Annotated in this window: 19 protein-coding genes; 10 read left to right on the forward strand and 9 right to left on the reverse strand. The window is 70.0% G+C overall.

What is annotated here, in order from left to right:
* Positions 1 to 8: 8 nt before the first annotated feature.
* Positions 9 to 626: a PadR family transcriptional regulator gene (locus BLV39_RS00635; RefSeq protein ID WP_090790983.1), complete on the reverse strand. Its 618-nt coding sequence runs from the start codon at positions 624 to 626 to the stop codon at positions 9 to 11.
* Positions 627 to 786: 160 nt separating this feature from the next.
* Here BLV39_RS00635 and BLV39_RS00640 point away from each other — a divergent pair, with 160 nt between their 5' ends.
* The 3 genes from BLV39_RS00640 to BLV39_RS00655 all read left to right on the forward strand — a co-directional run bounded on the left by BLV39_RS00640 (position 787) and on the right by BLV39_RS00655 (position 5,740).
* On the forward strand, positions 787 to 1,203 hold the full coding sequence (locus tag BLV39_RS00640) for a DUF5318 domain-containing protein (RefSeq protein ID WP_090786003.1): 417 nt from the start codon (positions 787 to 789) through the stop codon (positions 1,201 to 1,203).
* Between the two features lie 185 nt (positions 1,204 to 1,388).
* Positions 1,389 to 4,142, forward strand: coding sequence for a transglycosylase domain-containing protein (locus BLV39_RS00650; protein WP_425304675.1), 2,754 nt, complete (start codon positions 1,389 to 1,391; stop codon positions 4,140 to 4,142).
* 125 nt (positions 4,143 to 4,267) lie between these two features.
* Positions 4,268 to 5,740, forward strand: coding sequence for a glycosyltransferase family 87 protein (locus BLV39_RS00655; protein WP_239084097.1), 1,473 nt, complete (start codon positions 4,268 to 4,270; stop codon positions 5,738 to 5,740).
* A gap of 41 nt (positions 5,741 to 5,781) precedes the next feature.
* Here the strand turns inward: BLV39_RS00655 and BLV39_RS00660 are convergent, their stop codons facing one another.
* Both BLV39_RS00660 and BLV39_RS00665 read right to left on the reverse strand, forming a co-directional pair.
* Complete coding sequence (locus BLV39_RS00660; RefSeq protein WP_239084098.1) at positions 5,782 to 8,004, reverse strand: cell envelope integrity TolA family protein; 2,223 nt, start codon at positions 8,002 to 8,004, stop codon at positions 5,782 to 5,784.
* Positions 8,005 to 9,568: 1,564 nt separating this feature from the next.
* Positions 9,569 to 10,339, reverse strand: a complete 771-nt coding sequence (locus tag BLV39_RS00665; RefSeq protein ID WP_090786011.1) for a deoxyribonuclease IV — start codon at positions 10,337 to 10,339, stop codon at positions 9,569 to 9,571.
* Between the two features lie 176 nt (positions 10,340 to 10,515).
* On the opposite strand from BLV39_RS00665, the gene BLV39_RS00670 reads away from it, so the two are divergent.
* From BLV39_RS00670 to rplI, 5 genes are all read left to right on the forward strand, one after another.
* Positions 10,516 to 11,391, forward strand: a complete 876-nt coding sequence (locus BLV39_RS00670) for a hypothetical protein (protein ID WP_090786013.1) — start codon at positions 10,516 to 10,518, stop codon at positions 11,389 to 11,391.
* 287 nt (positions 11,392 to 11,678) lie between these two features.
* A complete protein-coding gene (gene rpsF, locus BLV39_RS00675; RefSeq protein ID WP_089250289.1) occupies positions 11,679 to 11,969 on the forward strand; it encodes a 30S ribosomal protein S6 in 291 nt (96 codons plus the stop codon).
* 101 nt (positions 11,970 to 12,070) lie between these two features.
* Positions 12,071 to 12,595 carry a single-stranded DNA-binding protein gene (locus BLV39_RS00680; RefSeq protein WP_090786015.1) on the forward strand — a complete coding sequence of 175 codons (525 nt, stop codon included), beginning with the start codon at positions 12,071 to 12,073 and terminating at the stop codon, positions 12,593 to 12,595.
* 21 nt (positions 12,596 to 12,616) lie between these two features.
* Positions 12,617 to 12,856, forward strand: a complete 240-nt coding sequence (gene rpsR / locus BLV39_RS00685) for a 30S ribosomal protein S18 (protein ID WP_089250287.1) — start codon at positions 12,617 to 12,619, stop codon at positions 12,854 to 12,856.
* 14 nt (positions 12,857 to 12,870) lie between these two features.
* Positions 12,871 to 13,320 (forward strand): 50S ribosomal protein L9, encoded by a 450-nt coding sequence (gene rplI / locus BLV39_RS00690; protein WP_090786017.1) that lies wholly within the window; start codon positions 12,871 to 12,873, stop codon positions 13,318 to 13,320.
* 64 nt (positions 13,321 to 13,384) lie between these two features.
* Here rplI and BLV39_RS00695 read toward each other — a convergent pair whose 3' ends face one another.
* The gene (locus BLV39_RS00695) at positions 13,385 to 17,032 is read right to left on the reverse strand and encodes a hypothetical protein (protein ID WP_090786020.1); all 3,648 of its coding nucleotides are present in this window, start codon (positions 17,030 to 17,032) and stop codon (positions 13,385 to 13,387) included.
* A 559-nt stretch (positions 17,033 to 17,591) separates the two neighbouring features.
* Here BLV39_RS00695 and dnaB point away from each other — a divergent pair.
* Entirely contained in the window at positions 17,592 to 19,004 is a 1,413-nt protein-coding gene (gene dnaB / locus BLV39_RS00700) for a replicative DNA helicase (RefSeq protein ID WP_090786022.1), read from the forward strand.
* A gap of 25 nt (positions 19,005 to 19,029) precedes the next feature.
* Complete coding sequence (locus BLV39_RS00705; protein WP_090786024.1) at positions 19,030 to 19,389, forward strand: DUF4180 domain-containing protein; 360 nt, start codon at positions 19,030 to 19,032, stop codon at positions 19,387 to 19,389.
* A gap of 3 nt (positions 19,390 to 19,392) precedes the next feature.
* Here BLV39_RS00705 and BLV39_RS00710 read toward each other — a convergent pair whose 3' ends face one another.
* The 5 genes from BLV39_RS00710 to BLV39_RS00730 all read right to left on the reverse strand — a co-directional run bounded on the left by BLV39_RS00710 (position 19,393) and on the right by BLV39_RS00730 (position 24,988).
* Positions 19,393 to 20,076 (reverse strand): maleylpyruvate isomerase family mycothiol-dependent enzyme, encoded by a 684-nt coding sequence (locus BLV39_RS00710; RefSeq protein ID WP_090786025.1) that lies wholly within the window; start codon positions 20,074 to 20,076, stop codon positions 19,393 to 19,395.
* 74 nt (positions 20,077 to 20,150) lie between these two features.
* The gene (locus BLV39_RS00715; protein ID WP_090786027.1) at positions 20,151 to 20,543 is read right to left on the reverse strand and encodes a TFIIB-type zinc ribbon-containing protein; all 393 of its coding nucleotides are present in this window, start codon (positions 20,541 to 20,543) and stop codon (positions 20,151 to 20,153) included.
* Entirely contained in the window at positions 20,543 to 21,199 is a 657-nt protein-coding gene (locus BLV39_RS00720) for a phosphoribosyltransferase (RefSeq protein WP_239084094.1), read from the reverse strand. Before BLV39_RS00720 ends, BLV39_RS00715 begins: the two co-directional genes overlap by 1 nt.
* Before the next feature lie 4 nt (positions 21,200 to 21,203).
* A complete protein-coding gene (locus BLV39_RS00725; RefSeq protein WP_090786031.1) occupies positions 21,204 to 22,466 on the reverse strand; it encodes a glycosyltransferase 87 family protein in 1,263 nt (420 codons plus the stop codon).
* Positions 22,463 to 24,988, reverse strand: a complete 2,526-nt coding sequence (locus BLV39_RS00730) for a putative bifunctional diguanylate cyclase/phosphodiesterase (RefSeq protein ID WP_176984719.1) — start codon at positions 24,986 to 24,988, stop codon at positions 22,463 to 22,465. Before BLV39_RS00730 ends, BLV39_RS00725 begins: the two co-directional genes overlap by 4 nt.
* Positions 24,989 to 25,620 lie beyond the last annotated feature (632 nt).

Below are 25,620 nucleotides of genomic sequence, written 5' to 3' on the forward strand. Positions count from 1 at the left end.
CCTTCTTATTACGGCCGCTCGTCCTGGACGTGCGGGCTGGTTTCTGCTGTCCCGGAGCCCGCGGAACGGGGCTCGGGAGCGCGGCCGGAGCGCTCGTTGACGATGAGCTCCTCCAGCCAGCGCACCTCGCGCTCGCAGGCGTCCAAACCATGGCGCTGCAGCTCGAGGGTGTACGCGTCGAGGCGCTCGCCCGCGCGGGCGAGCACGTCGCGCATGCTTTCGCGGCGCTCTTCGACCTTGCGGCGGCGGCCTTCGAGGATCCGGAGGCGGGTCGCCTGGTCGGTGCGCGCGAAAAAAGCGAAGTGGATGCCGAAGCCGGCATCGTCGTAGGTCTCCGGCCCGGCCTGGGCGATGAGGTCGGCGAACCGCTCCTTGCCCTCTGCGGTGATCTTGTAGACCACCCGGCCGCGCTTGCTGGTGAGGACCGGAACCTCGGCGGTGGTCGGCGGGGTCTCGTCGGCCTCCGTGATGTAGCCGGCCGACTGGAGCCGGCGCAGCGTGGGGTAGAGCGTGCCGTAGCTGATCGCGGCGCGGATCGACCCGAGCTTCGCGGCGAGCTCCTTGCGCAGCTCGTAGCCGTGCATCGGCGACTCGTGGAGGAGGCCGAGGATCGCGAACTCGAGCAACTCCAACCTCCCTCGTGCCTTGCGATGTATCGCGCCGATACATCGCTGCGGTCAACGGTAAGACACTCCGAAGGCTTCCGCAAACCTCTGATTGCGCCCGGGGAATCACGCTCCGTAAGCGTTGTCGCTCTACGGGCCTCGACCAAGTACCCTCTTCCGCATGCGCACGCAGCGCCAGGTCGTCGACTACTCGCTCCAGAAGCGAGCGGTCCTGCGTGACGTCTATTCCGGCCGCGTCGGGACCTATGAGGTCTGCGATGCCTCGCCCTACCTGAAAAGCGCCGCTCGCTTCCACGGCGAGCCCACCGAGCAGCGCTGTCCGATATGCCGGCGGGAAAACCTGACGCTCGTCCACTACATTTACGGCGATGAACTCAAGCAGTCCGCGGGACAGGCGCGCACCCTGGCCGAATTGCCGGTGCTTGCGATGACTCTCCGTGAGTTCCAGGTCTACGTGGTGGAGGTCTGCCAGGGCTGCTCCTGGAACCACCTGGTGGAGCAGTACCTCCTCGGTCGCGACGGTCTGGTCGTGGCCGACCCCGAGGCAACCGGGCGAAGGAGAGAGGCTCAACGGTGATCACGCTTCGCCCATCGAATGCGCCGTCTTCGGCTGATGGGCGAATCGTTAACCGGATAAGTCCGGTTTTTTCAGATATGTCTGTGGCGGGCCGACTCAACAGGGCGACCGCACGACGTGGTCCAACTCACGGCAACCCGGTGGCAGCGCAGACGCGCGTCACCGCGACCGGCAGGGTGTGACGAATGAACTCGTACGACGAATCCAGTTCCGCGCGCGGCCACGCCCGTCCCACGGGCCCCACTGGCAACAGCGGAAGCGGGTCCGGCGGCGATCGCCACTGGCAGAGTGGCGACGGTCTGGGCGGGTGGCCCGACAACGGCGGATACGGCGAGCAGCCGCCCGCCGCGCGCGGGTCCGCCTCGGGCGGTCGGGCGTCGGTGCCCCGGGCCTCGGCGTCGGTGCCTTCCTCCCCCGCCGGCGGATCGGCCTCCGTGCCGTCGTCGGCCGGCCGCGCGACCGTCGGTCGCGCCTCCGCCTCCGTACCTTCGAGCCCCGCTTCCGGTTCTTCGGGTCGTGCCTCGGTCGGCAGCGCTTCCGTCGGGAGTGCCTCTGTGGGCAGCGCCTCTGTGGGCAGTGCGTCGGTCGGCGGCGCGGGCCGGGCGCGGGTCGGCCGCGCTTCGGTCGGTGGACCCGGCGAGAGCGGTCCGGGCGGTCCGGGTGGTCCGAACGGTCCGGTTGGCCCGGGCAGCCGCAGCCGCTCCGGTGGCAGCCGCCCCAAGCGCTCCCGCCGCAAGAAGATGATCAACTGGGCCATCGCCGGCTTTGCCGTGGTGGTCATCCTGGCCGGCGCCGGTCTGGTGGGTGGCACGTACTACACCACCAACGTCGTGGTGCCCGACAAGATCGACCTGCCGCTAGCGAGCACGATCTACGCCTCTGACAGCAAGACCCAGATCGCGAAGCTCGGCGAGTACAACCGCACGTTCGTCTCGATCCAACAGATCCCCGAGTACGTGCAGCACGCGGTGGCCGCCGCCGAGGACCGCAAGTTCTACGAGCACAGCGGCGTCGACTACGTCGGCATCGCCCGAGCCGCGTGGAACAACTTCACCGGCGGCGAGCGCCAGGGCGCCTCGACGATCACGCAGCAGTACGCGCGAAACGCGATCAAGGGCCTCGACGACGCGACCTACGGCCGCAAGGTGCGCGAGGCGGTCATGGCCTCGAAGCTCAACGACGAGTTCGACAAAAACAAGATCATGGAGATGTACCTCAACACGATCTACTTCGGTCGAGGTGCGTACGGCATCGAAGCGGCCGCGCAGACCTACTTCAGCAAGTCGGTCAGCAAGCTCAGTGTCGCCGAGGGCGCGGTGCTCGCCGGCGTGATCAAGCAGCCGGTGCCGTCGGCGACCCACAAGGGCTTCGACCCGGGCTACAACAAGGACGAAGCCCAGTCGCGTTGGGCCTACGTGCTCGGCGGCATGGTCGACAAGGGGTGGCTCAATGCCGCCGAGAAGCCGACCGAATACCCGAAGGTCAACCCGTTGCCCTCGGACAAGGCCTGCTTCACGGACTGCGGCGTGAACACCCCGCTGGGCAACGTGATCAACTACGTCCGCGACGAGATGATCGGGATGGACATCCCCGGCTGCGACCTCGAGAACTGCGCGCGGTTGATCAAGGATGGCGGCTTCAAGGTCCAGACGACCATCAACATCAACATGCAGCGCGAGATGGAATCCGCGATCCAGCGCAGCAAGAAGGGCTCCGAGCTCGCCGGCCAGCCGAAGAACCTGATGGCGGCCGGCGTCGCGGTGGACCCGGGATCGGGTCGGGTGCTCGCCTACTACGGCGGTGACAACGGCACGGGCCACGACTACGCGGGCAAGAACGTCGAGGCCGGGCAGCTGACCGGCGGCCACGCCCCGGGCTCGTCCTTCAAGATCTATACCTTGGCGGCGGCGCTCGAGGCCGGCATCTCGCTCGATTCCCGCTGGGACGCGACCGACTACGAGGTGCCCGGCACCGAGATCAAGGTCATCAACGCGGGCCGGAAGCCTAGCTGCGCGAAGAGCTGCACGCTGCGGGAGTCGACCGTCCAGTCGTACAACGTGCCGTTCTACCACATCGCGGAGAAGGTCGGCGCCGACAAGGTCATCGAAATGGCCCGCCGCGCCGGCGTGTCCACGATGTGGACCAACGACCCGGTCAAGCCCTACGACCTCAACAGCAAGAAGACGAAGATCGGCAAGAGCGCGCCGTTCTACTACGTCGTCGGGTACGGCGCGTACCCGATCACCGTGCTCGACCACGCCAACGGGCTCGCGACGCTGGCCAACCGCGGCGTCTACAACAAGGCCCACTTCGTCATCTCGGTCCAGAAGAAGAACGAGGCCGGTGCCTGGGAGACCGTCGGTGGCGAGCAGCGCAAGCCTAAGCAGCTGATCAAGACCGAGGTCGCCGACGACGTCAACGACGTGCTCCAGGAGATCTCCGGCGGGCTCAACGGCGGCCGGCCGGCGACCGGCAAGACCGGCACCTGGGAGCTCAACGAGAAGAGCTCCGACAACGCGCACGCCTGGATGCTCGGCGCGACGCCGCAGATCGCGACCGCGGTCTGGGTCGGCAACGTCGGTGGCGAGAAGGCGATCAAGGACAAGTACGGCAACAAGATCCAGGGTGCCAGCCTGCCGAAGGACATCTGGAAGCGGTTCATGAACGACGCCTCCAAGAACATGGACATCGAACGCTTCAAGCCGGGCACACACATCGGTGACCCGGATGCCGGCAACGGCCAGAAGCAGCAGGAGCAGCCGACCTGCTTCCCGGGCCAGCCCGACTGCACCAACTTCCCTGGCGGCAATGCGGGCGGCAACGGCAACGGCAACGGTGGACCCGGTGGCGGAAATGGCAACGGCGGACCAGGTCGAGACAACAACAACGACCAGCCCGCTGACGAGAACCCGTTCACGGTGATACCGCCACCTAACTAGCGACTCCTCCGCCGAGCGGCCGGGCCTTTTGGCTAGGCCGCTCGGCGCCCTGCCCAGCACCCGATCCGACAAAATCGGCGCTCCGGATGGGGCACACCGGGTGGGATGCGGAAAGATGCGTCTTCGTGGGTGCAAACCTGAAGCATGACGACGCCGGCCCGGTCGACCTGCCGTCGCGCTCCGACGGCTTCGTCCGCGGGCTCTCCGAGTCGATCGGTGGGCCTGTCGGCGAGCACGCGGTCGAGCGATCCGGCGCGGCACGCTCCGGCGGCGGTTTCTGGACCGTCTCCCGGATCGTGCTGGCGTTGATGTGCCTGACCCTGGCGCTGCACTGGGTGCAGAAGTCACCGTGCCAGGACGGTGCGTGGCAGGAGCACCGGCAGTACACCCGGTTCTGCTACACCGACGTGCTGGCCCTCTACTACGCCGAAGGGCTCAACGAGGGCAAGGTTCCCTACGCCGACCACCCGGTCGAATACCCGGTGCTGACCGGCGCGTTCATGGGAGCGCTCGGGTTGCCGGTGCACGCGCTCGGCAAGGACCGCCCGGAGATCAACCAGGGCCAGTGGTTCTACAACATCAACGCCCTGGTCCTCGGCGCGATCGGCGTCGGCGCGGTAGGCGCATTGCTCGCCCTGCGCAAGAGACGACCCTGGGACGCGGCGATGTTCGCGCTGTCCCCCGCGCTGCTGGTCACCGCGACAGTCAACTGGGATCTGCTGGCGATCGGGCTCGCGGTCTTCGGGATGCTCGCCTGGGCCCGGCACAGACCTGTCGCGGCCGGTGTCCTGCTGGGTCTCGGCTGCGCGGCCAAACTCTGGCCGCTGTTCATCCTGGGCCCGATCCTTGTGCTGGCGTTCCGGACCAAGCGCTGGCGTGCGGCGATGACCACGGTCGGGGTCGGCGTCGCCACCGTGCTGGCGGTCAACATCCCGATCGCGCTCGCGTTCCCCGAGGGCTGGAAGCGCTTCTTCGAGCTCAACAGCACCAGGCCGATCGACTGGGGCACGCTCTGGTACGTCGGCCGCTACCTGGACACGAAGTGGTCCCCGAACTCGGCGGGCCCGTTCCAATGGCTGAGCGACAACATCCCGACCCTGAACTTCCTGTCGTACGCCCTGTTCGGCATCGCCTGCCTCGGCATCGCGGCCCTGGCCGTCTACGCACCCCGCCGCCCCCGCCTGGCCGCCCTGGCCTTCCTGGTCGTGGCCGCGTTCCTGATCTTCAGCAAGGTCTGGTCCCAGCAGTACGTGCTGTGGCTGCTCCCCCTGGCGATCCTGGCCCGCCCCCGTTGGGGCGCGTTCCTCGCCTGGCAGGTGGCGGAGGTCCTGTACTTCGTGGCCTTCTACGGCGAGTTGCTCGGCGCCTCCGGCAAGCAGGTCTTCCCGGAGGGCGTGTTCGTGCTGGCCGCGACGCTGCGACTGGCCACCGTGGTCGTGCTCTGCTACTTCGTGATCCGCGACATCCTGCGCCCGGAGCTCGACCCGGTCCGCGCCACCTACGCCGACGACCCGGACGGCGGCGACTTCGACGGCGCACCGGACCCCGGCGACCGCTTCTTGGAACCGGCCGCGGACCCGGTGCCGGCGCGAGCCTGATCCGCGCGGGCCGGATTGCCTGTCCGGCCCGCGCGACCTGGTCAGAGCCGGTAGACCACCACGGAGCCGACGTCCTCGCGGGTGATGCCGAGCGAGTCGACCGGCAGCTCGATCGCCGTCAGCAACGGTGAACCGGACTCGAGCATGTCGCGCGCCACGACGACGTTGCGGACGCCCATCTGGCGCAGGTAGTTGATGCTGTTCTGGTCGGGGAACGTCGCGGTGACCTGGCGTACCTCTTCGAGCTTCTTGGGCACGAACCCGCTGCCGCCGTTGACGATGTCCTGGAACTTCGTGGTCGACCAGAGCATCGCGTTCTCGTCGTGGAGCTGGTCGCTGGGCAGGATCAAAAGCGGGCCTTCGACGGTACGCATCGCGGCCGGCTGAGCCGGCACGATCGGGTGCTTCGTGGTGTTGATGCCCTCGACGAGCACGAGCGCCAGCGGGATCAGCGTGACCAGGCGCAGCCACGGGCTCGGCCACGGCGGGACCCGGTTGGCCGAGATCTCCTTGACCCGATCGACGAACGCGCACACCGTGCCGGCGGCCAGGATGCCGAGCAGCAAAGTCACCCACAGCATCAGCCGGCCCGGAGTCCGGATGCCGTCCCAGCCGGGCACGTGCTCGAGCAGCGGCAGGTAGGTGTAGCGGCCGTCCTGGAACTCGCTGCCCATCGCGAGGATGGCGCCGACCACGATGCCGAGCGTCAGCAGCAGGCGCTGGCGGACCGACCAGATCGTGAAGAACAGGCCGGCCAGAGCCAGGCCGATCAGCGCGAAGCCGGGCAGCAGCGTCATCTCCGGCGCCCAGCCGAGCGAGTTACGCAGCGGCTCGTGCAGACCGCCCCAGAGCCACGACTCGGGTGGCGCGGTGAAGAAGCCACGCAACGGCGGCGAGTAGAGCTGGATCTCCTCGACACCACGCCGCGCGTACGGGTGGTCGTCGGCGACCTCGAAGTACGGGATCGCCAGCAGCCCACCGACGGCCACGAAGATCGCACCACCGGCCAGGTCGGCGAAGAACAGCTTGCGACCGAACGGGCGGCGCTCCTTCCACACCCGGAAGCGCTTGAAGATCCAGGTGAGCAGTGCGCCGACGCCGAGCAATGCCAGCACGTACGCGAAAACCAGCCCGATCCCGAAGCCCAGGCTCAGTTGCCACGCGGCGACCAACCACCCGGCCAGCGCCCACCCGGCATGCCGGCGCTCGGGCCGATAGCCGTGCCGGAACGAGAAACCGTGCCCCCGGGCGAGCATCGCCAGGGCCAGCGGGATGCCGCCGTTGGAGATGATGTGCAGGTGACCGGCCTGGGCGAGCAGCCACGGCGCGTACGTGTAGCCGGCCGCCGCGACCGCGCTGCCGGTGCGCCCGGCGCCGAGCTGGCGCACCAGCATGTAGGCACCGAACGCCGCGAGCGCGTGCGCCAACACGAAGACGATGTTGTAGCGGACGACCGCCGCGACCGGACCCTCGCCGATCATGCCCAGTGGCGCGTAGCCGAGCAGCGAGTCCGAGAACGCGAACGTCCAGAGCTCCGGATAGAAGGCGTTGGAGTGCCAGATCCTGCCCGGGTCGGTCAGCAGGCTGTGCCCGGACCAGGACATCTGCCAGGCCTGGAGAGTCGGATCCCAGATGTCCTGCGGGATGGTGTGCCGCGGATACCGCAGCGTCGGCCACGTCATCACCACAGCGGCCGCCATCGAGATCAACGCGGCCAGGGTGAACTCATGGCGCAGGAACCGCCCCACGCGCCGCCCGACCCGCACCGCGACATTCGGCGGCGGCTCAGTCCGCCCGGCGAACTCCGCCCACCGGTCAGGCTCCCTGCCCGCGTCGTCCGCGTCCTTCTCGGCGACCGCGGTCCCCGTCGCGCCGCCTGCGTCCTTTTCGGCGATCGCGGTGCCTGTCGCGCTGCCGGCGGGCTTGCCCTCGGCGTCCTTTTCGGCGACCGCCGTGCGTGTCGCGGTGCCGGCGGGCTTGCCGTCGGCGTCCTTCTCCGCGATCGCGGTGGCTGTCGCATCGCCGGCTGGTTTGCCGCTGGCGTCCTTCTCGGCTACCGCGGTGCCCGTTGCACCGCTGGCTGGCTTGCCCTTGGCGGCGGCGTCCTTGTCGGTTTTGCCCGAGTCCACTTCAGTGGCTGTCTTCGCGGCTTCGCCGACGTCGGCGGCGTGCCGGCCGGGACGTTCACCGTCGGCCTTGTTCGCCGTGCCCTTGTCGACGCCGTCAGATTCGGCAGCGTGCCGGCCGGATGCGCCCGCATCCAGATCTCGGCCGGTGGCACCACTGTCTGAGCTCGTGCCGCTGGAGTCCGCGTCAGCGGCCTGCAGGGCCGCGTCGGACTTCGCCTCGGTCGAGGTGTCGCTGGTCTGCTCTGGGTCCTTCGTGGCAGCGGGAGGCGCTGCGGCGCTGGCCGTGGCGGCGACCTCGCGGGTCGACCGCCGGAACGGCCACCAGCGACGAGACTTCGCCTTCGGCGCCTCGGTCGCGGCGTCGCGTTCAGCAGCCAGCTTGGCGGCGTCGCTTTCAGCAGCCAGCTTGGCGGCGTCGCTTTCAGCGGCCGGCTTGGCGGCGTCGTCGTTCTCAGCCGGGACCACCTCAGCCGACATCGTGCCGTTTGCCGCGGCCGGAGCGTCCTGGGCGGCAGCCGACGGCTGCTCATGCTCGGCGTCCGGAGTCTCCTCCTGCGTCTGCGACTTCGCGCCGCCCCGCTGCTGCGGTGCCACGACCGGTTCCGGTGCGGCGTCAGCCTCACCCGGCTTGGGCTTGGTGGTGGCAGCCCGGCGGCTCCGCGCCTTCGGAGGAGCCGCACCTTCGGTCGCCGCAGTGCCGTCCGTCGCGCCGGCTACCGGAGTCTCGGCGTCGACCCCGGCCGCGGTGCCACGACGGGCACGACTCCTGGCCTTCGGCGCGGCGGACCCGACCGCCTCGTCCGCGGGTTGACCCTCGACTGTCGCCTCGGCGTCGCCTGTGCGCTTCGCTCGTCCCCGAGTCGCGCCGGCGCTGACATCTCCAGCCGATTCCGCTGCGCTCACGGCTCCGACAGCACCCATCGCGACCGCGGCCGCCGCCCCAGAAGCGGCTACAGCGCGCTTCCGCGCGCCGCGGCTCCGCGTCGGGACAGCATCGTCGGCGGACTTCGCACCCGCGCCGGCCGACCCGGCGGAGGCCGGACCAGACGGGTCATCGGCACCTGCTGCCGCCGTGCCCGTTGCGGTCAGGTTCGCGCCGGCCGTCGAAGCAGCCACGTCAGAGCCATCAGCGGCGGAGGCCGGACCGGACGGGTCGTCGGCACCTGCTGCCGCCGTGGCCGTCGCGGTCAGGTTCGCGCCGGCCGTCGAAGCAGCCAGGTCAAAGCCTTCGTCGGCGGAGAGATCGGCACCACCGTCAACCGAGCTGGCGGTGTGCGTCCCGTCAGCGGAGACCGAAGCCGTCATGTCGCCCGCGGAACCAGCGTCGCCCAGCGAGACTGCGTGCCGCACGCCGCCTGACGGCGGGTCCGCATCGGAACCCGGGCCCGGGCGCTCGGCGGCCGACACGGCGTCACCTGAGCCGTGCCCGTTGCTCGCGCCGTCGTCGCGGGCCTGCGGCGCCGCATTGGCCGCCGACTCGCCGACGTAAGGCTCGTCGGGCTCCTCCTCACTGGCGATGGAGGGCCTGCGGGTGGGCTCGGGTCCGGGAGCCGCTTGACGCGCGGTCCTCGGCGGTTGTTCCGAGTTCATGCCGCTCTTTCTCTCGACCGACCGGAGGCCGGGATTCGCGGAAGACCGCACCGCCGACTGGTGGCGGTTGCGCCCTGACCCACGAAGCACCCCCTAGTGGCGCCTAACGTCACACCTTGCCGCGTAGAAACGCGATGTCGGCCGCTTGGCCTTCGGCGTCGCCCGGAGTCTCCACGATGACCGGTGCACCGGCCGCGCGGACGACGGCGACGAGCAGCTCTGGGTCGATCATTCCGGAACCTAGGTTGTCGTGTCGATCCCGGCCCGAGTCGAACGGGTCCTTGGAGTCGTTGCAGTGGATCAGATCGATGCGGCCCGTGATCGCCTTGACCCGGTCGACCAGGCCGAGCAGGTCTTCCCCGCCGGCGTGGGCGTGGCAGGTGTCGAGGCAGAAGCCGACCTCGTAGTCGCCGACCGCGTCCCAGAGCCGGGCCAGCATGTCGAGCTTGCGGGCGCACGCGTGGTCACCGCCCGCGGTGTTCTCGATCAGCACGGGGGTGAGGAAACCACCTTGTTCCTGCGCGTACGCGAACGTCTTGCGCCAGTTGTCGAAACCCGTCGCCAATTCGTCGACCGCGCCCACGTGTCCGCCGTGGACGATCAGCGCCTTGGCGCCCACGTCGGCGGCGCCCGCGGCGTGCGCGAGCAGCAGCTTGCGGCTCGGAATGCGAATTTTGTTGTTGAGCGTCGCCACGTTGATCAGGTAGGGCGCGTGGATGTAGATGTCGACCTCGGACGCCTTGAGCGCCTCGGCATCGGCCCGCGGTTTCGGCGACTTGTAACCCTGCGGGTCGGTCAGGAAGAACTGCACCGCGTCGGCCTCGCGGGCCGTCGCTGCTGCCAACGGGTCGGTCGGATCGACATGGGCTCCGATGCGCATGGAGGCGAGCCTACGTCGCGGGTACGACAACCGCGCAACGGTGCCTGCTTCCGGAATTCCTCGCAAATCGACCAGTGGCCTGCGTCACCGGCGCCCGTTCCGCGTCGTTACCCCCATAGACCAGCCGGGGGGCCAAAGCATCCCGCGGCACCGGCCGACCACGGGAGTTGTGAACGTTGCACGCCATCCGACGCCGTACCGTCGCGTCCGTTGTCGCGGCCTTTTTCGTCGCGGCACCGCTGGCCGTCGGCGGCGCCGCCTTCGCCGATCCGGCGCAGGAGACCAACAGTCAGGTCACCTTCAGCGGCGACGGGCTGCTCGGGGTGGCCTGCGGCGCCAAGCCGAGCGCCGCGTCGGTGACCGTGCCGGCCGAGAGCACGCTGCGGGTCGTCAACAACACCGGCCGCAAGGCCAAGCTGCTACTCGACGGCGCGACCCGCGGTGAGGTGGCCTCCGGCGCGACCGCCGACGTGCTGTTCCACCGTGGCCCGGTCGAGCTCGCCCTCAAGCCGGACTGCATGCTCGCCGACGAGAAGTCGGTGCGCGTCGAGGTGATGGCACCTCCGCCGCCCGCGGCGACCGGCAACGACACCCCGGCCAACCCGCCGACGCTCCCGTTCGGCAACGGCGGCACTTCCAGCGGCGGCGACGACCAGAACGCGGGCGGCGACAACCCGGGCGACCAGAACCAGCGCCCCGGTGCCAACGGCGAGAACCCCGACCCGGCCGCCGCTGCCTCCCCGGGTGCGGTCGACCCGAACAACCCGGACGCCGACCCGGCGAAGCCCGCCAACCCGGACGACCCGGCCAACGCCGACGCCGCGGCGCTCGCGGTGGACAGCTTCGCCAACCCCGGCGGGGGTACGGGCCTGGACGGCGCGACCACCGTCGCCGGCGCGGCGGCCGAGCCGCTGGCCTCGGTCGACCCGGTGAGCGACAGCGGTCCGACGGGCCTGCTCGCACTGATCGCGACGGTCTGCCTGGTGGGTGTGTCTGCTGGGGCAATTCGGGCTATTGTCGCTCAACGTGCAAGCCGGACTCGGGCCGCGTAAACTAAATATCATCACAAGGCTCCGCGGGGCGCCTGCGTCCAACCTCGTCGGTGTGGTCGTTCCTCCCCAGGTCCCACCCAAAGAATGCGGATAAAAGGCGCTCCGCGGCTCTGCACCAAGGGCCCCTTCTCAGTGAAGGGGCCCTTAGCACGCCCGGACCGAGTCGTACCCAGGAGCTCCGGTATTGTGGTGGGGTTGTCCGCACCAGCAGGGTGCTTGGGCAACGACGCACGACCTCCTGCCGCGGAAGGACCGCGGCCGCCAAGCCCATAGGAGGTGAGCACGTCTTGCGTCATTACGAAGTTATGGTGATCCTCGATCCCAGTCTCGAGGAGCGCACCGTCGCCCCGTCGCTCGACACGTATCTCAACGTGATTCGGACCGCGGGCGGCTCGGTGGAGAAGCTCGACGTGTGGGGCCGCCGGCGCCTCTCGTTCGAGATCAACAAGAAGGCCGAGGGCATCTACGCCGTCATCGATCTGCAGGCGGAGCCTGCGGCGGTGGCTGAGCTGGACCGTCAGCTGCGACTCAACGAGTCAGTGCTGCGCACCAAGGTCATCCGGCCCGAGACGCGCTAAGCGCGTTCTCTGCGGCCTACCGAACCAAGCCGCACTAACTCTGTCGTACGGCTCTGGCAGCCTTACGGCAGAGACTCGATGAGTGGCACGAGGAGACGGTCATGGCAGGAGACACCACCATCACGGTCATCGGCAACCTGACCGATGATCCCGAGTTGCGCTTCACTCCGTCGGGCGCGGCGGTTGCCAAGTTCCGCGTGGCTTCGACCCCGCGGATCATGGACCGCACGACCAACGAGTGGAAAGACGGCGAGCCACTCTTCCTTGCTTGCACCGTGTGGCGGCAGGCGGCCGAACACGTCGCCGAGTCGCTGCAGCGCGGTGCTCGGGTCATCGTTTCGGGCCGGCTCAAGCAGCGGTCCTACGAAACCCGCGAGGGTGAGAAGCGCACCGTCATCGAACTCGAGGTCGACGAGATCGGCCCGTCTCTGCGCTACGCCACGGCGAAGGTGCAGAAGATGAACCGCTCCAGCGGTGGTGGTGGCGGCTTCGGCTCCGGTGGTGGCGGCGGCCAGGGTGGCGGCGGAGGCAACTCCGACGACCCTTGGGCGACGGCCGCGCCGGCGGGCGCCTCCAGCGGTTCGGGCAGGTCGAACAGCTACTCCGACGACGAGCCCCCGTTCTAAAAATCACCAGGAGCACGAGCAATGGCTAAGGCTGCCGCGCTACGCAAGCCGAAGAAGAAGGTGAACCCTCTAGACAAGGAGGGGATCACCTACATCGATTACAAGGACACCGCGCTGCTGCGCAAGTTCATCTCTGACCGGGGCAAGATCCGTGCCCGCCGGGTCACCGGTGTGACGTCCCAGCAGCAGCGTCAGATCGCGCGTGCCGTGAAGAACGCGCGCGAGATGGCGCTCCTTCCGTACACCGCAACGGCTCGCTGAGAGGAGGCACCGACATGAAGGTCATCCTGACTCAGGAGGTGTCCGGTCTCGGCACGCCGGGCGACGTGGTGGAGGTCAAGGACGGCTACGGCCGCAACTACCTCCTGCCGCAGGGCTTCGGCATCCGCTGGAGCAAGGGTGCGGAGAAAGAGGTCGTCAACATCAAGCGGGCCCGTGGGGCTCGTGAGATCCGCGACCTCGGCCAGGCCAACGAGGTGAAGGCCCAGCTCGAGGGCCTCAAGGTGAGCCTGCAGGTGCGCGCCGGCGACGGCGGCCGCCTGTTCGGCTCGGTCACCCCGGTGGAGATCGTCGACGCGGTCAAGGCGGCGGGTGGCCCGTCGCTCGACCGGCGCCGGCTGGAACTGCCGAGCGCGATCAAGTCGATCGGCAGCTACCCCGTCAAGGTCAAGCTGCACCCTGAGGTGACGGCCAACTTCGACGTGACCGTCAACCGCAGCAAGTAGGCGACACAGCGAAAGGGCGTCGCACCGGTCACGGTGCGGCGCCCTTCGTGTTTCCGGAGGTCGGTCAGCCCAACGGTTGACCGGTGAAGATGCTGTTGAACACCGTGGCCAACCCGCCACCGACGACCGCGGCGGCCAGGCCGACGCTGCCGGCCCGCCAACTATGGCCGAGCCAGCGCAGCAGGACGGCGGCGATCAGGCTGATCCCGAGCGCGATGCCGAACTGCGGCACCCCGGACAGCAGCCCCTCCAGTGCCTGCGCGCGCGGCGACTCACAGCCGCCCCCGGTGATGTCGCTGACGCAGTCGTCGATCGCGACCGCGGGCAGGGTCATCAACCAGATGCCGAAGGCCAGCACGGGTACGGCGTACCACGCAGCGGCATAGAGCACCGCGGCCATGAACCCGCCGTTGTCGGGGTCGAGCTGTTCGAACTCCTCCTGCTGCCAGCCCATGGAGCGGCGCTGCGGGGGGTACTGCTGCCTCTGCGGCGCCGGTGCGGACCGCGCCGGCGCCGACTCACGACGGGCCGTCGAGCGGGCCGGCGCACCCCAGCCGGGGTCGGTGGCGTCGACGGGCGGCATGGCCGCACGGGCCAGCGTGTCGGGGCGTCCGGCGTCGGCGCCTGGCCGGCCGCGACGGGGTCCGTCACCGTCGTCGTAGTCGTCGGGTTCGGGGCGGCGTGGCTCCGGCAACCCGACGGCGGGCGAGCGCGGCGCCGTCGCGGGCGTCTCCACCCAGCGCGGGTCGTCGCCGGCCAGTCGGTGCCCAGACCAGAACGCCTCGAACTTCTCCTCGGCCTCTTCGTCTTCGATGCTGCCGACCAGTCGATCCCACTCACCCGTCGAGGTGGTGCTGTCGTACTGTCCGGTGTCCGTCATCCGTTCCCACGACCCGGTGTCGTGGGCGTCGTCGCGCGTGCTGCCCGGGCGATGCCCGGAGTCGCCGCGCCGACCGCGCTCGTCGGTGCGCCAGCTACCGGTGTCGGCGCCGCCGTCGCCGGTCGCCGCCCGCCGGCCGCGGGGCGCGCCGTCCCGATCCGGGCGGTCGTCGGGTCCAGGACCGCGCCGATCGTCGCCACGGTCGGGACCAGGCTCGATCGGGGCCATGGCCCGACGGGACCACTCACCGGTCATGTCCGGGTGCCGCCAGCGGTCCGAGTCGGGCTCGCCGGCCCAGGTACCGCGGTCGCCACCCTGGCCGGGCGGCCCGGGCGCCTCAGGCGCCGAGCGCCTCCCACCGCGACCCCGACCCGACTGATCGCCGGGGTCGTCGTCTCGGCTGCGGCGGCCGGGCAGGTCAGGTTCCTCGCCGCGGCTGCGGCGTCCTGGCACGTCGGGTTCGTCGTTGCGGCCACGACGCCGCTGGGTGGGTACGTCGGCCGAGGCCGCCTCGTCCCGCCAGCCTCGGGCGGCCGGATCGACCTGGCCGCTGTCGCCGCCTCGCCGGCCGCCCCTGGTCCCGCCGGCTTCGTCACGCCAGTCGCGGGCCGGCGCACTCGGTGCGCGCTCGTCTGTGCGGCCGCGAGCGGCCGGAACGTCAACGCCGGGCTCGTCGGTCCGGCCGAGGCGCGCGCGACCGACCGGCTCGATCGAACCCGTCTCGTCGGTCCGGCCGCGCCGGGTGCGGCCGGCGGACTCGATCGCGTCGGGTTCGTCGGTGCGTGCGCGCCGGGCGCGGCCGACGGGCTCGATCGCGTCGGGTTCGTCGGTGCGTGCGCGCCGGGCGCGGCCGATGGGCTCGGTCGGGTCGGGCTCGGCGGTCCTGGCGCGCCGACCGCGGCTGACCGGCTCGATGGGGTCGGGCTCGTCGGTGCGGGCACGGCGACTGCGGCTGACCGGCTCGATGGGGTCGGTCTCCGCGTGCCGGCTGCGGCGCCGGGCGGCGTCGTCGAGCCCTTCGCTCCAGCTCCCGTGCCCGGTCTGCGAGATCGGGTCGGCGTCGCCGTGCCGGCCGTTGCGGCCCGCGGAGTCGAGGGCGGCCGGATGATCGTCGCGCCGGGAGCGGCGGCCGCGGGCCGGCTCGTCTTCGGCGCGGCTGCGCCGGCCGGTGGTCGACGTGTCGGTCGCGTCCAGGTAGCCGGTTCCGGTCGACCCGGCGGACCACCCGCTGGAGCCGGTCGAGTCGCCGTCGCCGTCGTGGCGGGACCGTCGGCTGCGGCCGGTCGGCTCGCTGTGCCAGGACTGACTTGGCTGATCGGCCGGGTCGGCGTCGTCGGAGTGCCGGTTGCGCCGTCCCCGGAGCGGCACTTGGATCGAGCCGGTGTCGGTCTGCCGGGCGATGCCGGGCAACTCGGTGTCGGTCTGTTCGGTCTGCCAACTCGGCGCACCGGTCGCGTCGGCCGCGCCACGCCGGCGCCTGGCCCGGCTGACCGGCTCGCTGTCGGCGGCCTCGTCGCGTCGTGCCCGCCGGCTGCCGGTCTCGATCGCGCCGGTCGAGTAGCCGATGCTCGGCAATGCCGTGTCGGTCACCTCGTCCTGCCAGCTCCGCCGGCCGACACCCGGCTCGGGGTCAGCCTCGTCGCGCCGGCGCCGACCACGACTGACCGGCGGCTCGGCCGCGGCGTCGTCAACGCGCCGGCGTCCGCCGCTGGGTAGCTCGAGCCCCGTGCGCGAGTCGCTGATGTCGTCGCGCCTGCGGCGCCCGCCGCTGGTCAGCTCGATGTCGTCGGCGCGCACGCGCCCGGTATAGGAGTCGCTGGCGTCGCGCTGGCGTCGTCCGCCGCTGGAGAGCTCGATCTCGTCGTCGTAGCCGCGACCGGTGCGGGAGTCCGAAATGTCCCGTGAGCGTCGTCCGCCGCTGGACAGTTCGATGTCATCCGGGCGCACGCGCCCAGCGCGGGAGTCGCCGGCGTCGCGCTGGCGTCGTCCGCCGCTGGAAAGCTCGATCTCGTCGTCCCGAACGCGGCCCGCACGGGAGTCGCTGACGTCACGCTGACGTCGTCCGCCGCTGGAGAGCTCGATCTCGTCGTCACGCCGACGGGCAACCCGCGAGTCGCTGACGTCGCGCTGGCGTCGCCCCCCGCTGGAGAGCTCGATCTCGTCGTCGTAGCCGCGACCGGTGCGCGAGTCCGAAATGTCCCGTGAGCGCCGTCCACCACTGGACAGTTCGATCTCGTCGTCCCGCAGGCGGCCGGTCCGAGAGTCGCTGACGTCGCGCGGACGTCGCCCGCCGCTGGAAAGTTCGATGTCGTCGTCCCGGACGCGGCCGGCACGGGAGTCGCTGACGTCGCGCGGACGTCGCCCGCCACTGGAGAGCTCGATCTCGTCATCACGCCGGCGTCCGGTGCGGGAGTCGCTGGCGTCGAGGCGGCGTCGTCCGCCGCTGGAGAGCTCGATCTCGTCGTAGTCCCGACCGGTCCGCGAATCCGAAATATCCCGCGAACGCCGGCCACCACTGGACAGTTCGATGTCGTCGTCCCGGACCGGCCGCCCGGTCCGCGAGTCGCTGACGTCGCGTCGGCGCCGGCCACCGCTGGACAGCTCGACGTCGTCGTCAAAGTCGTCGTCATCGCGACGTCGGCGACGGGCTGCGGGCTCGTCGTCGCGGCGGGAACCACGGCCACCGCCGGTCGGGACGACGACCATGTCGTCGTCGGACCCGGGCTCGTCTTTCCAGAACTCCTTGGGCAGCTTCAGCGAGGCGGTGTCCTCGAGCTGCGTGATGGCGGCGAGCTCGCTGCCCGACGCACCCAGCGGATCCCACTGGGACACAGCGTCAGGAGTGGCCTCAGCAGCCGTAGGCCGGTTGCCCCGTCGGCCACCGGTGCGGCGCGGGCGGTCTTCGGATCGGGGCGAGCGAGACCTCGGCGACGTCGCCGAGGGTTCGTCACCGCGCGCCCAATCCCGATAGTCCACGGCCGGAGCGTGACCTTCCTGTATCGGATCGCAATCGTCCGTCACGGCAACACGCACAGATCTCAAGTAACGGACGCGTAGAGATGGTAGTCGACCGAGAGAGTGGTCGCTGGTCCTGGATGCCTCGGATTTCTTTCCTCCACACGTTGGGGATCGAGGATCCGCACGTCAGAGGCGTGCAGTGGAGCGGTTCACAGTGGTCATACACAGGCTGTGCACAGCCCTTTGCACACCCTCTGGCCTGCTGTCCACAGGTTGTCCAAAGGTTCGTCCACCAGCCTCTTTGCCCTGTCGCGCCATGGGCTCATATGGTTGCCGTTCGGTTCGCGACGAACCGGCGCGGCATCCCCCGGTCGTGTCGGGGGCAGACCGATCATGTTTCGGTTATAGTACAACCGTACGAGAGGGGGCTCCCGTGTCGATCAGTGACGACGTGCGCGGTGGCCGCCCAGCCGGCCCGCCGCAGCAGGACGCCCCTCCGCCGCAGCGCGAGGGCGGCGGCTACGACAAGACGCCACCGCAAGATGTCGCGGCCGAGCAGAGCGTGCTCGGCGGCATGCTGCTCTCCAAGGACGCGATCGCCGACGTCATCGAGATCCTCAAGACCGGCGACTTCTACCGCCCGATCCACGCGACCGTCTTCGACGCGATCCTTGATCTCTACGGCCGCGGTGAGCCCGCCGACGCGGTGACCGTGTCCGCGGCGCTGGCCGACTCCGGCGACCTGATGCGCATCGGCGGCGCGCCCTACCTCCAGACGCTGATGGCCAGCGTGCCGACGGCGGCCAACGCCGGCTACTACGCGCGCATCGTCGCCGAGCGCGCGGTGCTGCGCCGGCTGGTCGAGGCCGGCACCCGGATCGTCCAGCTCGGCTACGGCTCCGCCTCCGGCGCCGGTCGCGACGTCGACGACGTGGTCGACCTGGCCCAGCAGGCTATCTACGACGTCACCGAGAAGCGGGTCAGCGAAGACTTCGCGATCCTCGCCGACATGCTGCAGCCGACCCTCGACGAGATCGAGGCCGTCGGCGCGCAGGGCGGCGTGATGACCGGCGTCCCGACCGGCTTCAGCGACCTCGACCGCCTGCTCAACGGCCTGCACCCCGGGCAGCTCATCATCGTTGCCGGCCGTCCCGGCCTCGGCAAAAGCACGGCCTCAATGGACTTTGCCCGCAATGCGGCAATTAGGCATAACTGCGCCAGCGCTATCTTCTCGCTCGAAATGAGCAAGGTCGAGATCGTCATGCGACTGCTCTCGGCCGAGGCGCGAGTGCCGCTGCACGTGCTCCGCTCCGGGCAGCTCTCCGACGACGACTGGACCAAGCTGGCCCGCCGCATGGGTGAGATCAGCGAGGCCCCGCTGTTCGTCGACGACACGCCCAACATGAACCTGATGGAGATCCGGGCCAAGGCCCGGCGGCTCAAGCAGCGCCACGACCTCAAGATGATCGTGGTCGACTACCTCCAGCTCATGAGCTCGCCCAAGCGCACCGAGAGCCGGCAGCAGGAGGTCGCGGAGCTGTCCCGTGGCCTCAAGCTGCTCGCCAAAGAGGTCGAGTGCCCGGTGATCGCCGTGTCGCAGCTCAACCGTGGTCCCGAGCAGCGCACCGACAAGCGCCCGCAGCTCTCCGACCTGCGTGAGTCGGGTTCGATCGAGCAGGACGCCGACGTCGTGATCCTGCTGCACCGCGACGACTACTACGACAAGGAGTCGCCGCGCGCGGGCGAGGCCGACTTCATCGTGGCCAAGCACCGAAACGGCCCCACCGACACGGTGACGGTGGCCGCCCAGTTGCACCTGTCGCGCTTTGTCGACATGGCGATCTGAACAGCGACACAGGAGACAACACCCGATGGCTGACCGTGTGGTCGAACGTGCCGGTGTCCTGGTGCTGGTCTGCGATCCCGACGGTGCGCCGGTCGCTGGTCCGCAGGACGCGCTGGATCTGATCGGAGCCAGCTATGGCGCGACGGATGTGGTCGCCCTGCCCGTCGCGCGGCTCGACCCGCGGTTCTTCACACTCTCCAACGGCTTGGCCGGCGAGATCATGCAGAAGTTCGTCAACTATCGGGTCCGGCTGGCGGTGGTCGGCGACGTGTCCGCCCACGTCGCCACCAGCAATGCCTTGCGCGACCTGATCATCGAGTCCAACCGGGGCAAGCAGATCTGGTTCGTCGACGACCTGGCCGCGCTCGACGCTCGACTCACCTGAAGCTCACGACAGCAGCGGGAACCAGCCAGCCGCCTCGCCGAGTGCGACCCGGTCCCGTTGCGTCAGTGACTTCCGCCCGCTGGCCTTGAGCAGATAATCGGTCGGCGACCAGCTCATCGGCCGGACCACCTCGTCGCTCAGCAGCCCGTCCATCGTGGACACGGCGACGGCCAGCGCGACGTCCGGCGGTTCCACCGGTGCCGGCAGTTCGACGGACAGGTCGAGATGGTGGACGACCGCCTCGGTCACCAGCGTCGCCACGAAGTCGGAGACCGCCAGCACATGGCCCTGCGTCGCCACGAACAGCGCCGGGTCCGCCGCGGTCGCGGCCCGCACGGCGGCGGGTGCGGTCTCCGCCCAGACCGCCACGATCGTCGACGGCCGGTCGTACGCGCTCGCCGCCCGCCGCGTCTGCCAGGCCTGGTGCCGGCTCACGGCCGGATCGCCACTGCCCGGGCACGCCGACCAGTAGCTCACGTAGTCCACATCGGACGGCCCAGGAACCGTGCTGGTCAAGGTCACCAGTGCCCGCCGCGCGTCATCGAGCAGGTGGTGCAGCACGTCGGCGACCACCCAGCCCCGGCATCGGGTGCCGCGCAGCAGGTCGTCGTCGGTCAGCGGCAGCACCGTCGCGGTGACCGCGTCATAGGCCGCGGCAAGGGCGGCAGCGCCGGCGTGGGCCGTCATATCTAGACGATCTCACGCGAAACGGGGGCCGGCAGCCCACAAACGGTCACCGACCCCCGCGCGCGTGCAGTGGCTCAGTCGAACAGCTCGCCCAGGAAGCCCTTCTTGTGGCGCTTGTTGCGGTAGTGGCCGTGATAGCCGTAATGCCCGCCCTGCTGACCGTAGGCCGGCTGCGGCGGGTAGTGCGCCGGCGGCGGGGGCTGCGGCACGTGGCCCGGCTGTGCGTAAGGCTGGCCGTGTCCGCCCGGCGGCGGGGGCGGCGGCGCGTAACCGCCCTGAGCCGGCTGGCCCGGTGCGACCGGTGCGCCCTGCTGGCGGTTCCAGTTGGCCTCGGCCTCGAAGAGCTTCTCGAGCTCGCCACGGTCGAGGAAGATCCCACGGCACTCGCCGCACTGGTCGATGGTTACGCCACTGCGCTCGTAGGTACGCATCTCGCCGCGACACTTCGGACAGGTCATCTGCATCACTAGACGGTACCGGGTGGACGCACGTCGGCCGAGTCGAGCGCTGCGGCCACCTCGGCGTCGGTCACTTGGTGGAAGTCGTAGTAGAACTCGCTCACCGCGCCGAACGCCGCCGGCCGCAACGGACAGACCAGTTCGTCGACGAGCGGACGCAACGCCGTCAGGGCCCGTGGCGAGCCGACCGGAACGGCGAGCACCACCCGCTCGGCGTCGAGCGCGCGAGCCACTCCGACCGCCGCGCGCGCCGACGCACCGGTCGCCAGGCCGTCGTCGACGAGCACGGCGACGGTGCCGCGTAACACCAGTGGCGGGCGGCCTCCGCGGTAGACGGCCTCGCGCCGGGCGAGCTCCGCGGACTCGCGATCCAGCACCGCGTCGGCGTCGTGCTGTTCGAGCCGCGCGGCCACGTCCTCGTTGCGCACCACGACGCCGCCCGGCCCGAGCGCGCCGAACGCGACCTCCGGCGCCCACGGCACGCCCAGCTTGCGGATGACCAGGGCGTCGAGGGTGAGGCCGAGCCGGTTGGCCACTTCGACGGCGACCGGGATGCCACCGCGCACCAGTCCCAGCACGATCGCGTCGGGCCGCCGGGCATAGCCGGCCAGCGCCTCAGCGAGCGCCGCGCCGGCCGCTGCCCGGTTCGGGAACGAGCCCTCCACCCATTCAGGTGTACGCCGTCGCGCGCCCGTCCGTCGTCTCTTCCACCCGATCGAGCGGCTCATGCGTCGGCGTGCGGGCCGAGGCGGCCAGCGCCGGCGCCCAGGCCAGCAGCGCGACCGGGTACAGCAGATAGCCGAACCGCGTGGCTGGCATCAGCAGGATCGCCGCCAGCAGTCCGTACCCACTGATCATCGCTACGGCGGCCGCGGTGCGCGGCGGGCGCCGGATGATCCAGATCGCGATGGCCAACCCGGCGAGCCCGAGCAGGCCGGCCGCGATTAACCGGCCGCCGGGCAGGCCGGTGGCGATGAGGTGACCGGGGAACGGCGACGCGGCCGGGCTGCTGACCACTCCGTGCCCGAGCGGGAAGCCGATCACGTTGTCGAACAGCGCGCCCGGGTCGCGCAGCAGCGGCGGCACGACAGCGAGCACGGGCAGCCCGAGCGCGCCGAGCGCGAACGGACCGAGCCGTCGTCGGGTCAGCGCGTGGATCAACAGCACCACGACGATCGGCAGCGCGAACAGCTTGAGCGCGCCGGCCAGCCCGGCCGCGACACCGGCCCAGACCCAGCGCTCCCGGGCGCACAGCGCCAGCGCCAGCAGGCACAGTGCGAGCACCGGCAGGTCGTCGCCGCCGGTCGCGGTGGTCAGCGCGCAGACCGGCAGCACCGTGGTCAACTGCACCGCGCGCAGCACGTGCGGCCCGCGGGTCAACGAGATCGCGAGTGCGAGCGCGGCGGTGGTGGCGAGCAGGAACCAGATCCGCGCGTCCGTCCACCACGCGTCACCGGCCACCGCGCGCGGCAGACCGAACAACGACATGCCCGGTTGGTACGGGAGGTAGCCGAGCAGCCGCTCGTCGGCGGGCAGCCGGGCGATGGTGTCGTCCGAGAGGTAGGGCGTCGCGTGGTGCAGCAGCCGGCTGCCGCCGTCCTCGACGACGAGCACCTCTTCTTGCGCCCGGTCGGTCCGACCGCCGGCCCGCTCGACGCTCTGGATCAACGTCGGCAGCCAGGCGGTGGCGAGCCAGGCGAGACCGGTGATCGCCGCGCGCAGCCGTGGGTCGCGGTTGCCGGCGAGCCATTGCACCAGGACGGCGACCGCCGCGGCGGCGTACCCGTAGGCCGCGACCGAGCCCCACGCGCGGTGTGGCAGCAGCGTCGAGGTGGCCGCGGTGACCACGGCGAAGCCGGCGGACAGCGCGTAGAGCCCGAGGTCGAAGGCCAGGCCGCCGGCCGCCCGGTCGAGCCGGGACCAGGTGATCACCCGCCCAAGTGTGGCAAACGCTCGCTGCGCTGGCGCGGCACCGCTCGCCGGTGCGGGCTGAGGCGGATCACGGCGCCCTCGTCGTGCAGTGCGGGCGCGAGGGTCCCCGGTCGCCCGCCGGAACCGCGGTGCAGCGAGGCCAGCAGTCGTGCGGCGGTCATCGGGCGGGCGAACAGGTGGCCCTGACCAGCGTTGCAGCCCATCTCCCACAGTGCCCGGCGCTGCGGTTCGCTGTCGACGCCCTCCGCCACGACCGCGAGGTTGAGGCTGCGGCCGAGGTCGACCGTCGACCGGATGACCGCACCGGCCTCCGGCGAGGTCTCCATCGCGCTGACGAACTCACTGTCGATCTTCAGCTCGTGTACGGGGATCCGGGACAGCACCGACAACGACGAGTAGCCGGTGCCGAAGTCGTCGAGCGCCAGCCGCACGCCCTCGTCGCGGAGCCGGCCGAGGACCCGGTCGACGACCTCGAGCTGGCTGATCGTCAGTGTCTCGGTCAGTTCCAGGATGAGCCGGTCGGGCGGCAGGTCATGGGTGCGCAGCCGGGTCACCACGGAGCCCGGGAAGCGCGGGTCGAGCAGGCTGCGCGGCGCGACGTTGACCGCCACCGGCAGGTCGAAGCCGGCCTCGCGCCAGGAGACGCAGGCCAGCAGCGCCTGGTCGAGCACGGCTTCGGCGAAGGCGGGGAGCAGGCCGCTGCGTTCGACCGTCTCCAGGAACCGCAACGGGTCGACGGTGCCGTGGTCGGGGTGGTGCCAGCGGGCCAGCGCCTCGGCCGCGAGCACCTCGCCGCTGGCCAGGTCGACGATGGGCTGGAAGTCGACGGTGAGCGTGCCGTCGGCGACCGCGCTGGTGAGGCCGCCGGTGATCGCGAACCGGCCGATGTCGGCGGTGTCGCGGGCGTGCGAGTAGGTGGCGATCCGTTGGCCCGAGCGCTTGGCCTGGTACATCGCGACGTCGGCGCGCCGCAGCAGCTCGGCGATGCCGCCGGTGCCCGGCGGGGTCGCGATGCCGCCGCTGGCCTCGACGGTGATCCACATGCCCTCGACCTCGATCGGCTCCTGCAGCGCGCTGATCAGTCGCTCGGCCCGATGCGTGGCGACGGCCGGCGCCGGCAGGCCGGTCAGCAGGACCGCGAACTCGTCGCCGCCGAGCCGGGAAACCAGGTCACTCTCGCGGGCAGCCGCCTTGAGCCGGTCGGCCACCTGCTTGAGCACCTCGTCGCCGGCGGCGTGGCCGAGCGTGTCGTTGACCTCTTTGAAGTGGTTGAGGTCGAGCAGGAGCAGCGCGATGACGCCGTCGGCGTGGGCTTCGGTGATCACCTTCTGGCCCTGGTCGAGCAGTTGCCGGCGGTTGGCCAGCCCGGTCAACGCGTCGTGTGCCGCCTCGTGCGCGTGCACGATGGCAACCCGTTGCAGCTCGGCGTACGCGGATGCGTTTCGGATGGCCGTGTTCAATGCCGAGGCGAAGGTGCGGAGCTTGTAGTTCTCCATTTCGTTGAGCGTGACCGGCCCACGAAAACGGAGCCGGAACTCGCCGATCGGGCGCTTGTCGGCGCGGCCCTCGAGAACGGTGGTGATGACGAAAGCGTCACTGGGCCATTCGCCCTCACCGTCCGGATCCACGTTGCCGCCGGCGCCACGGACCAACTGCGGCGGATCGGTGTGGAATACCTCGACTTCGGCGCCGTCGGCGGAAAAGAGCTTGGGCGCCCACTCGACCGCTACTTCCATGACCCGGCGCAGGTCGACGTCGTTGAGCGCTTCGGCCGACGTGGCCAGACCCTGCCAGGAAAGCCGTTCGTCCCGCTTGCGGACGCGCCACAGGTACCACAGATGCACGGTGAAGATCAGCAGCGGCGCTACGAGCAGCAATTGAGCACCGCGGTCAATGGACAACAGCCAGACGAGCAGCAGCGCGACGAGGATGCGGGCAGCCATGAATCCGAGTCGGATATCGAGGTGCCGGCGAACCTGCTTGGCCAAAGGCGTGTGCGTGGCCAACGCGACGACAGGATTGACGAGGAGCTCGTCGACCACCGTGATGGCCACGAGAACGAGAAGCTGCCCGACGGGATGGAACTGCGGATCATCGCCCGCGTAGGCGGCGCCGGTCGCGTATGCCACCAATCCACCTACGGCCACGGCGATGGTGTCCTTGCCGACGCCGAATGCGGTCTTCATCGGCCCGACCCGACCGCCCAGCCACCCGATGACGATGCCGACGGCGGTGCACAACACCATCCACGGCGGCGGCAGGAGCGTCAGGCCGACGAGAAAGAGGATGTCCTTCCAGCCCTGGCCGTATTTGTTGGCGCCCAGCCGAATGGTGATGTTCGTGCGGTGCGAGGCCATCGCCGCCAGGGTCAACGCCAGAATCATCCACAGTGGCGGGGTTTGGACCCGGTCTGTGGTGACCGCATAAATCGATCCGACCACCGCTACCGAGGCCACAAACACCACGAGACCGACGAGCAGCCGTAGCTGCCGATCGGTCGCGTTGTGGTGTGCCTTGGTCAATCGATCCCCATCGGCGTGGCGTCTACGAGTGACGCCAGGGTACCGGACGGTGACCGCGTGTCGGTCGACGAATTCACTGCCAGTCGCTGCTGCGCATGTCCCGCTCCCGCAATGCTCTAGCCGGCTTGTTCCGGCGATGGGGCAAGCGTAGGTTGTGATCCGCGAGATTTGAACCGGGATATGTCAATATGAGCAGGATTCGCTAACAGTAGACCGTTTTGTCACGATGTGTTCTCATGTGAATGCGTAGCGCATTCACCGCGGTGCGGTTTGTACTATTCGGTCCGAAGCGTTGGCGGAATCGAACTTTCGCGGGCGGTCAGCGATTGTGTGCGGTGCGTGGCAATGGTTGTCCCACAGATATTGTCGGACGATCGGCGGTAAGGAGCCACCCCCTCTCGCGTGACTTATGTCAACGCTCCGCATCTGCATACTTTGACAAACCCGGATAAGGCCGGATGAATTTCCCGGGATCATCCCTCGAAGCGCCACGCTGTGTAGCCGATCAGTCGACGCGCTATGCACCATGTGGTGGTCACGAATAACCGCCTTCGCCTATTCCCGCCGTGCCATTAACAAACGCTCGGGAAGCGGACAAAATTTGTGCGATAGTACGAGATCGATATAACTGA

Origin of the sequence: Asanoa ishikariensis, assembly GCF_900107455.1 — a bacterium.
GTDB classification, from domain to species: Bacteria; Actinomycetota; Actinomycetes; order Mycobacteriales; family Micromonosporaceae; genus Asanoa; species Asanoa ishikariensis.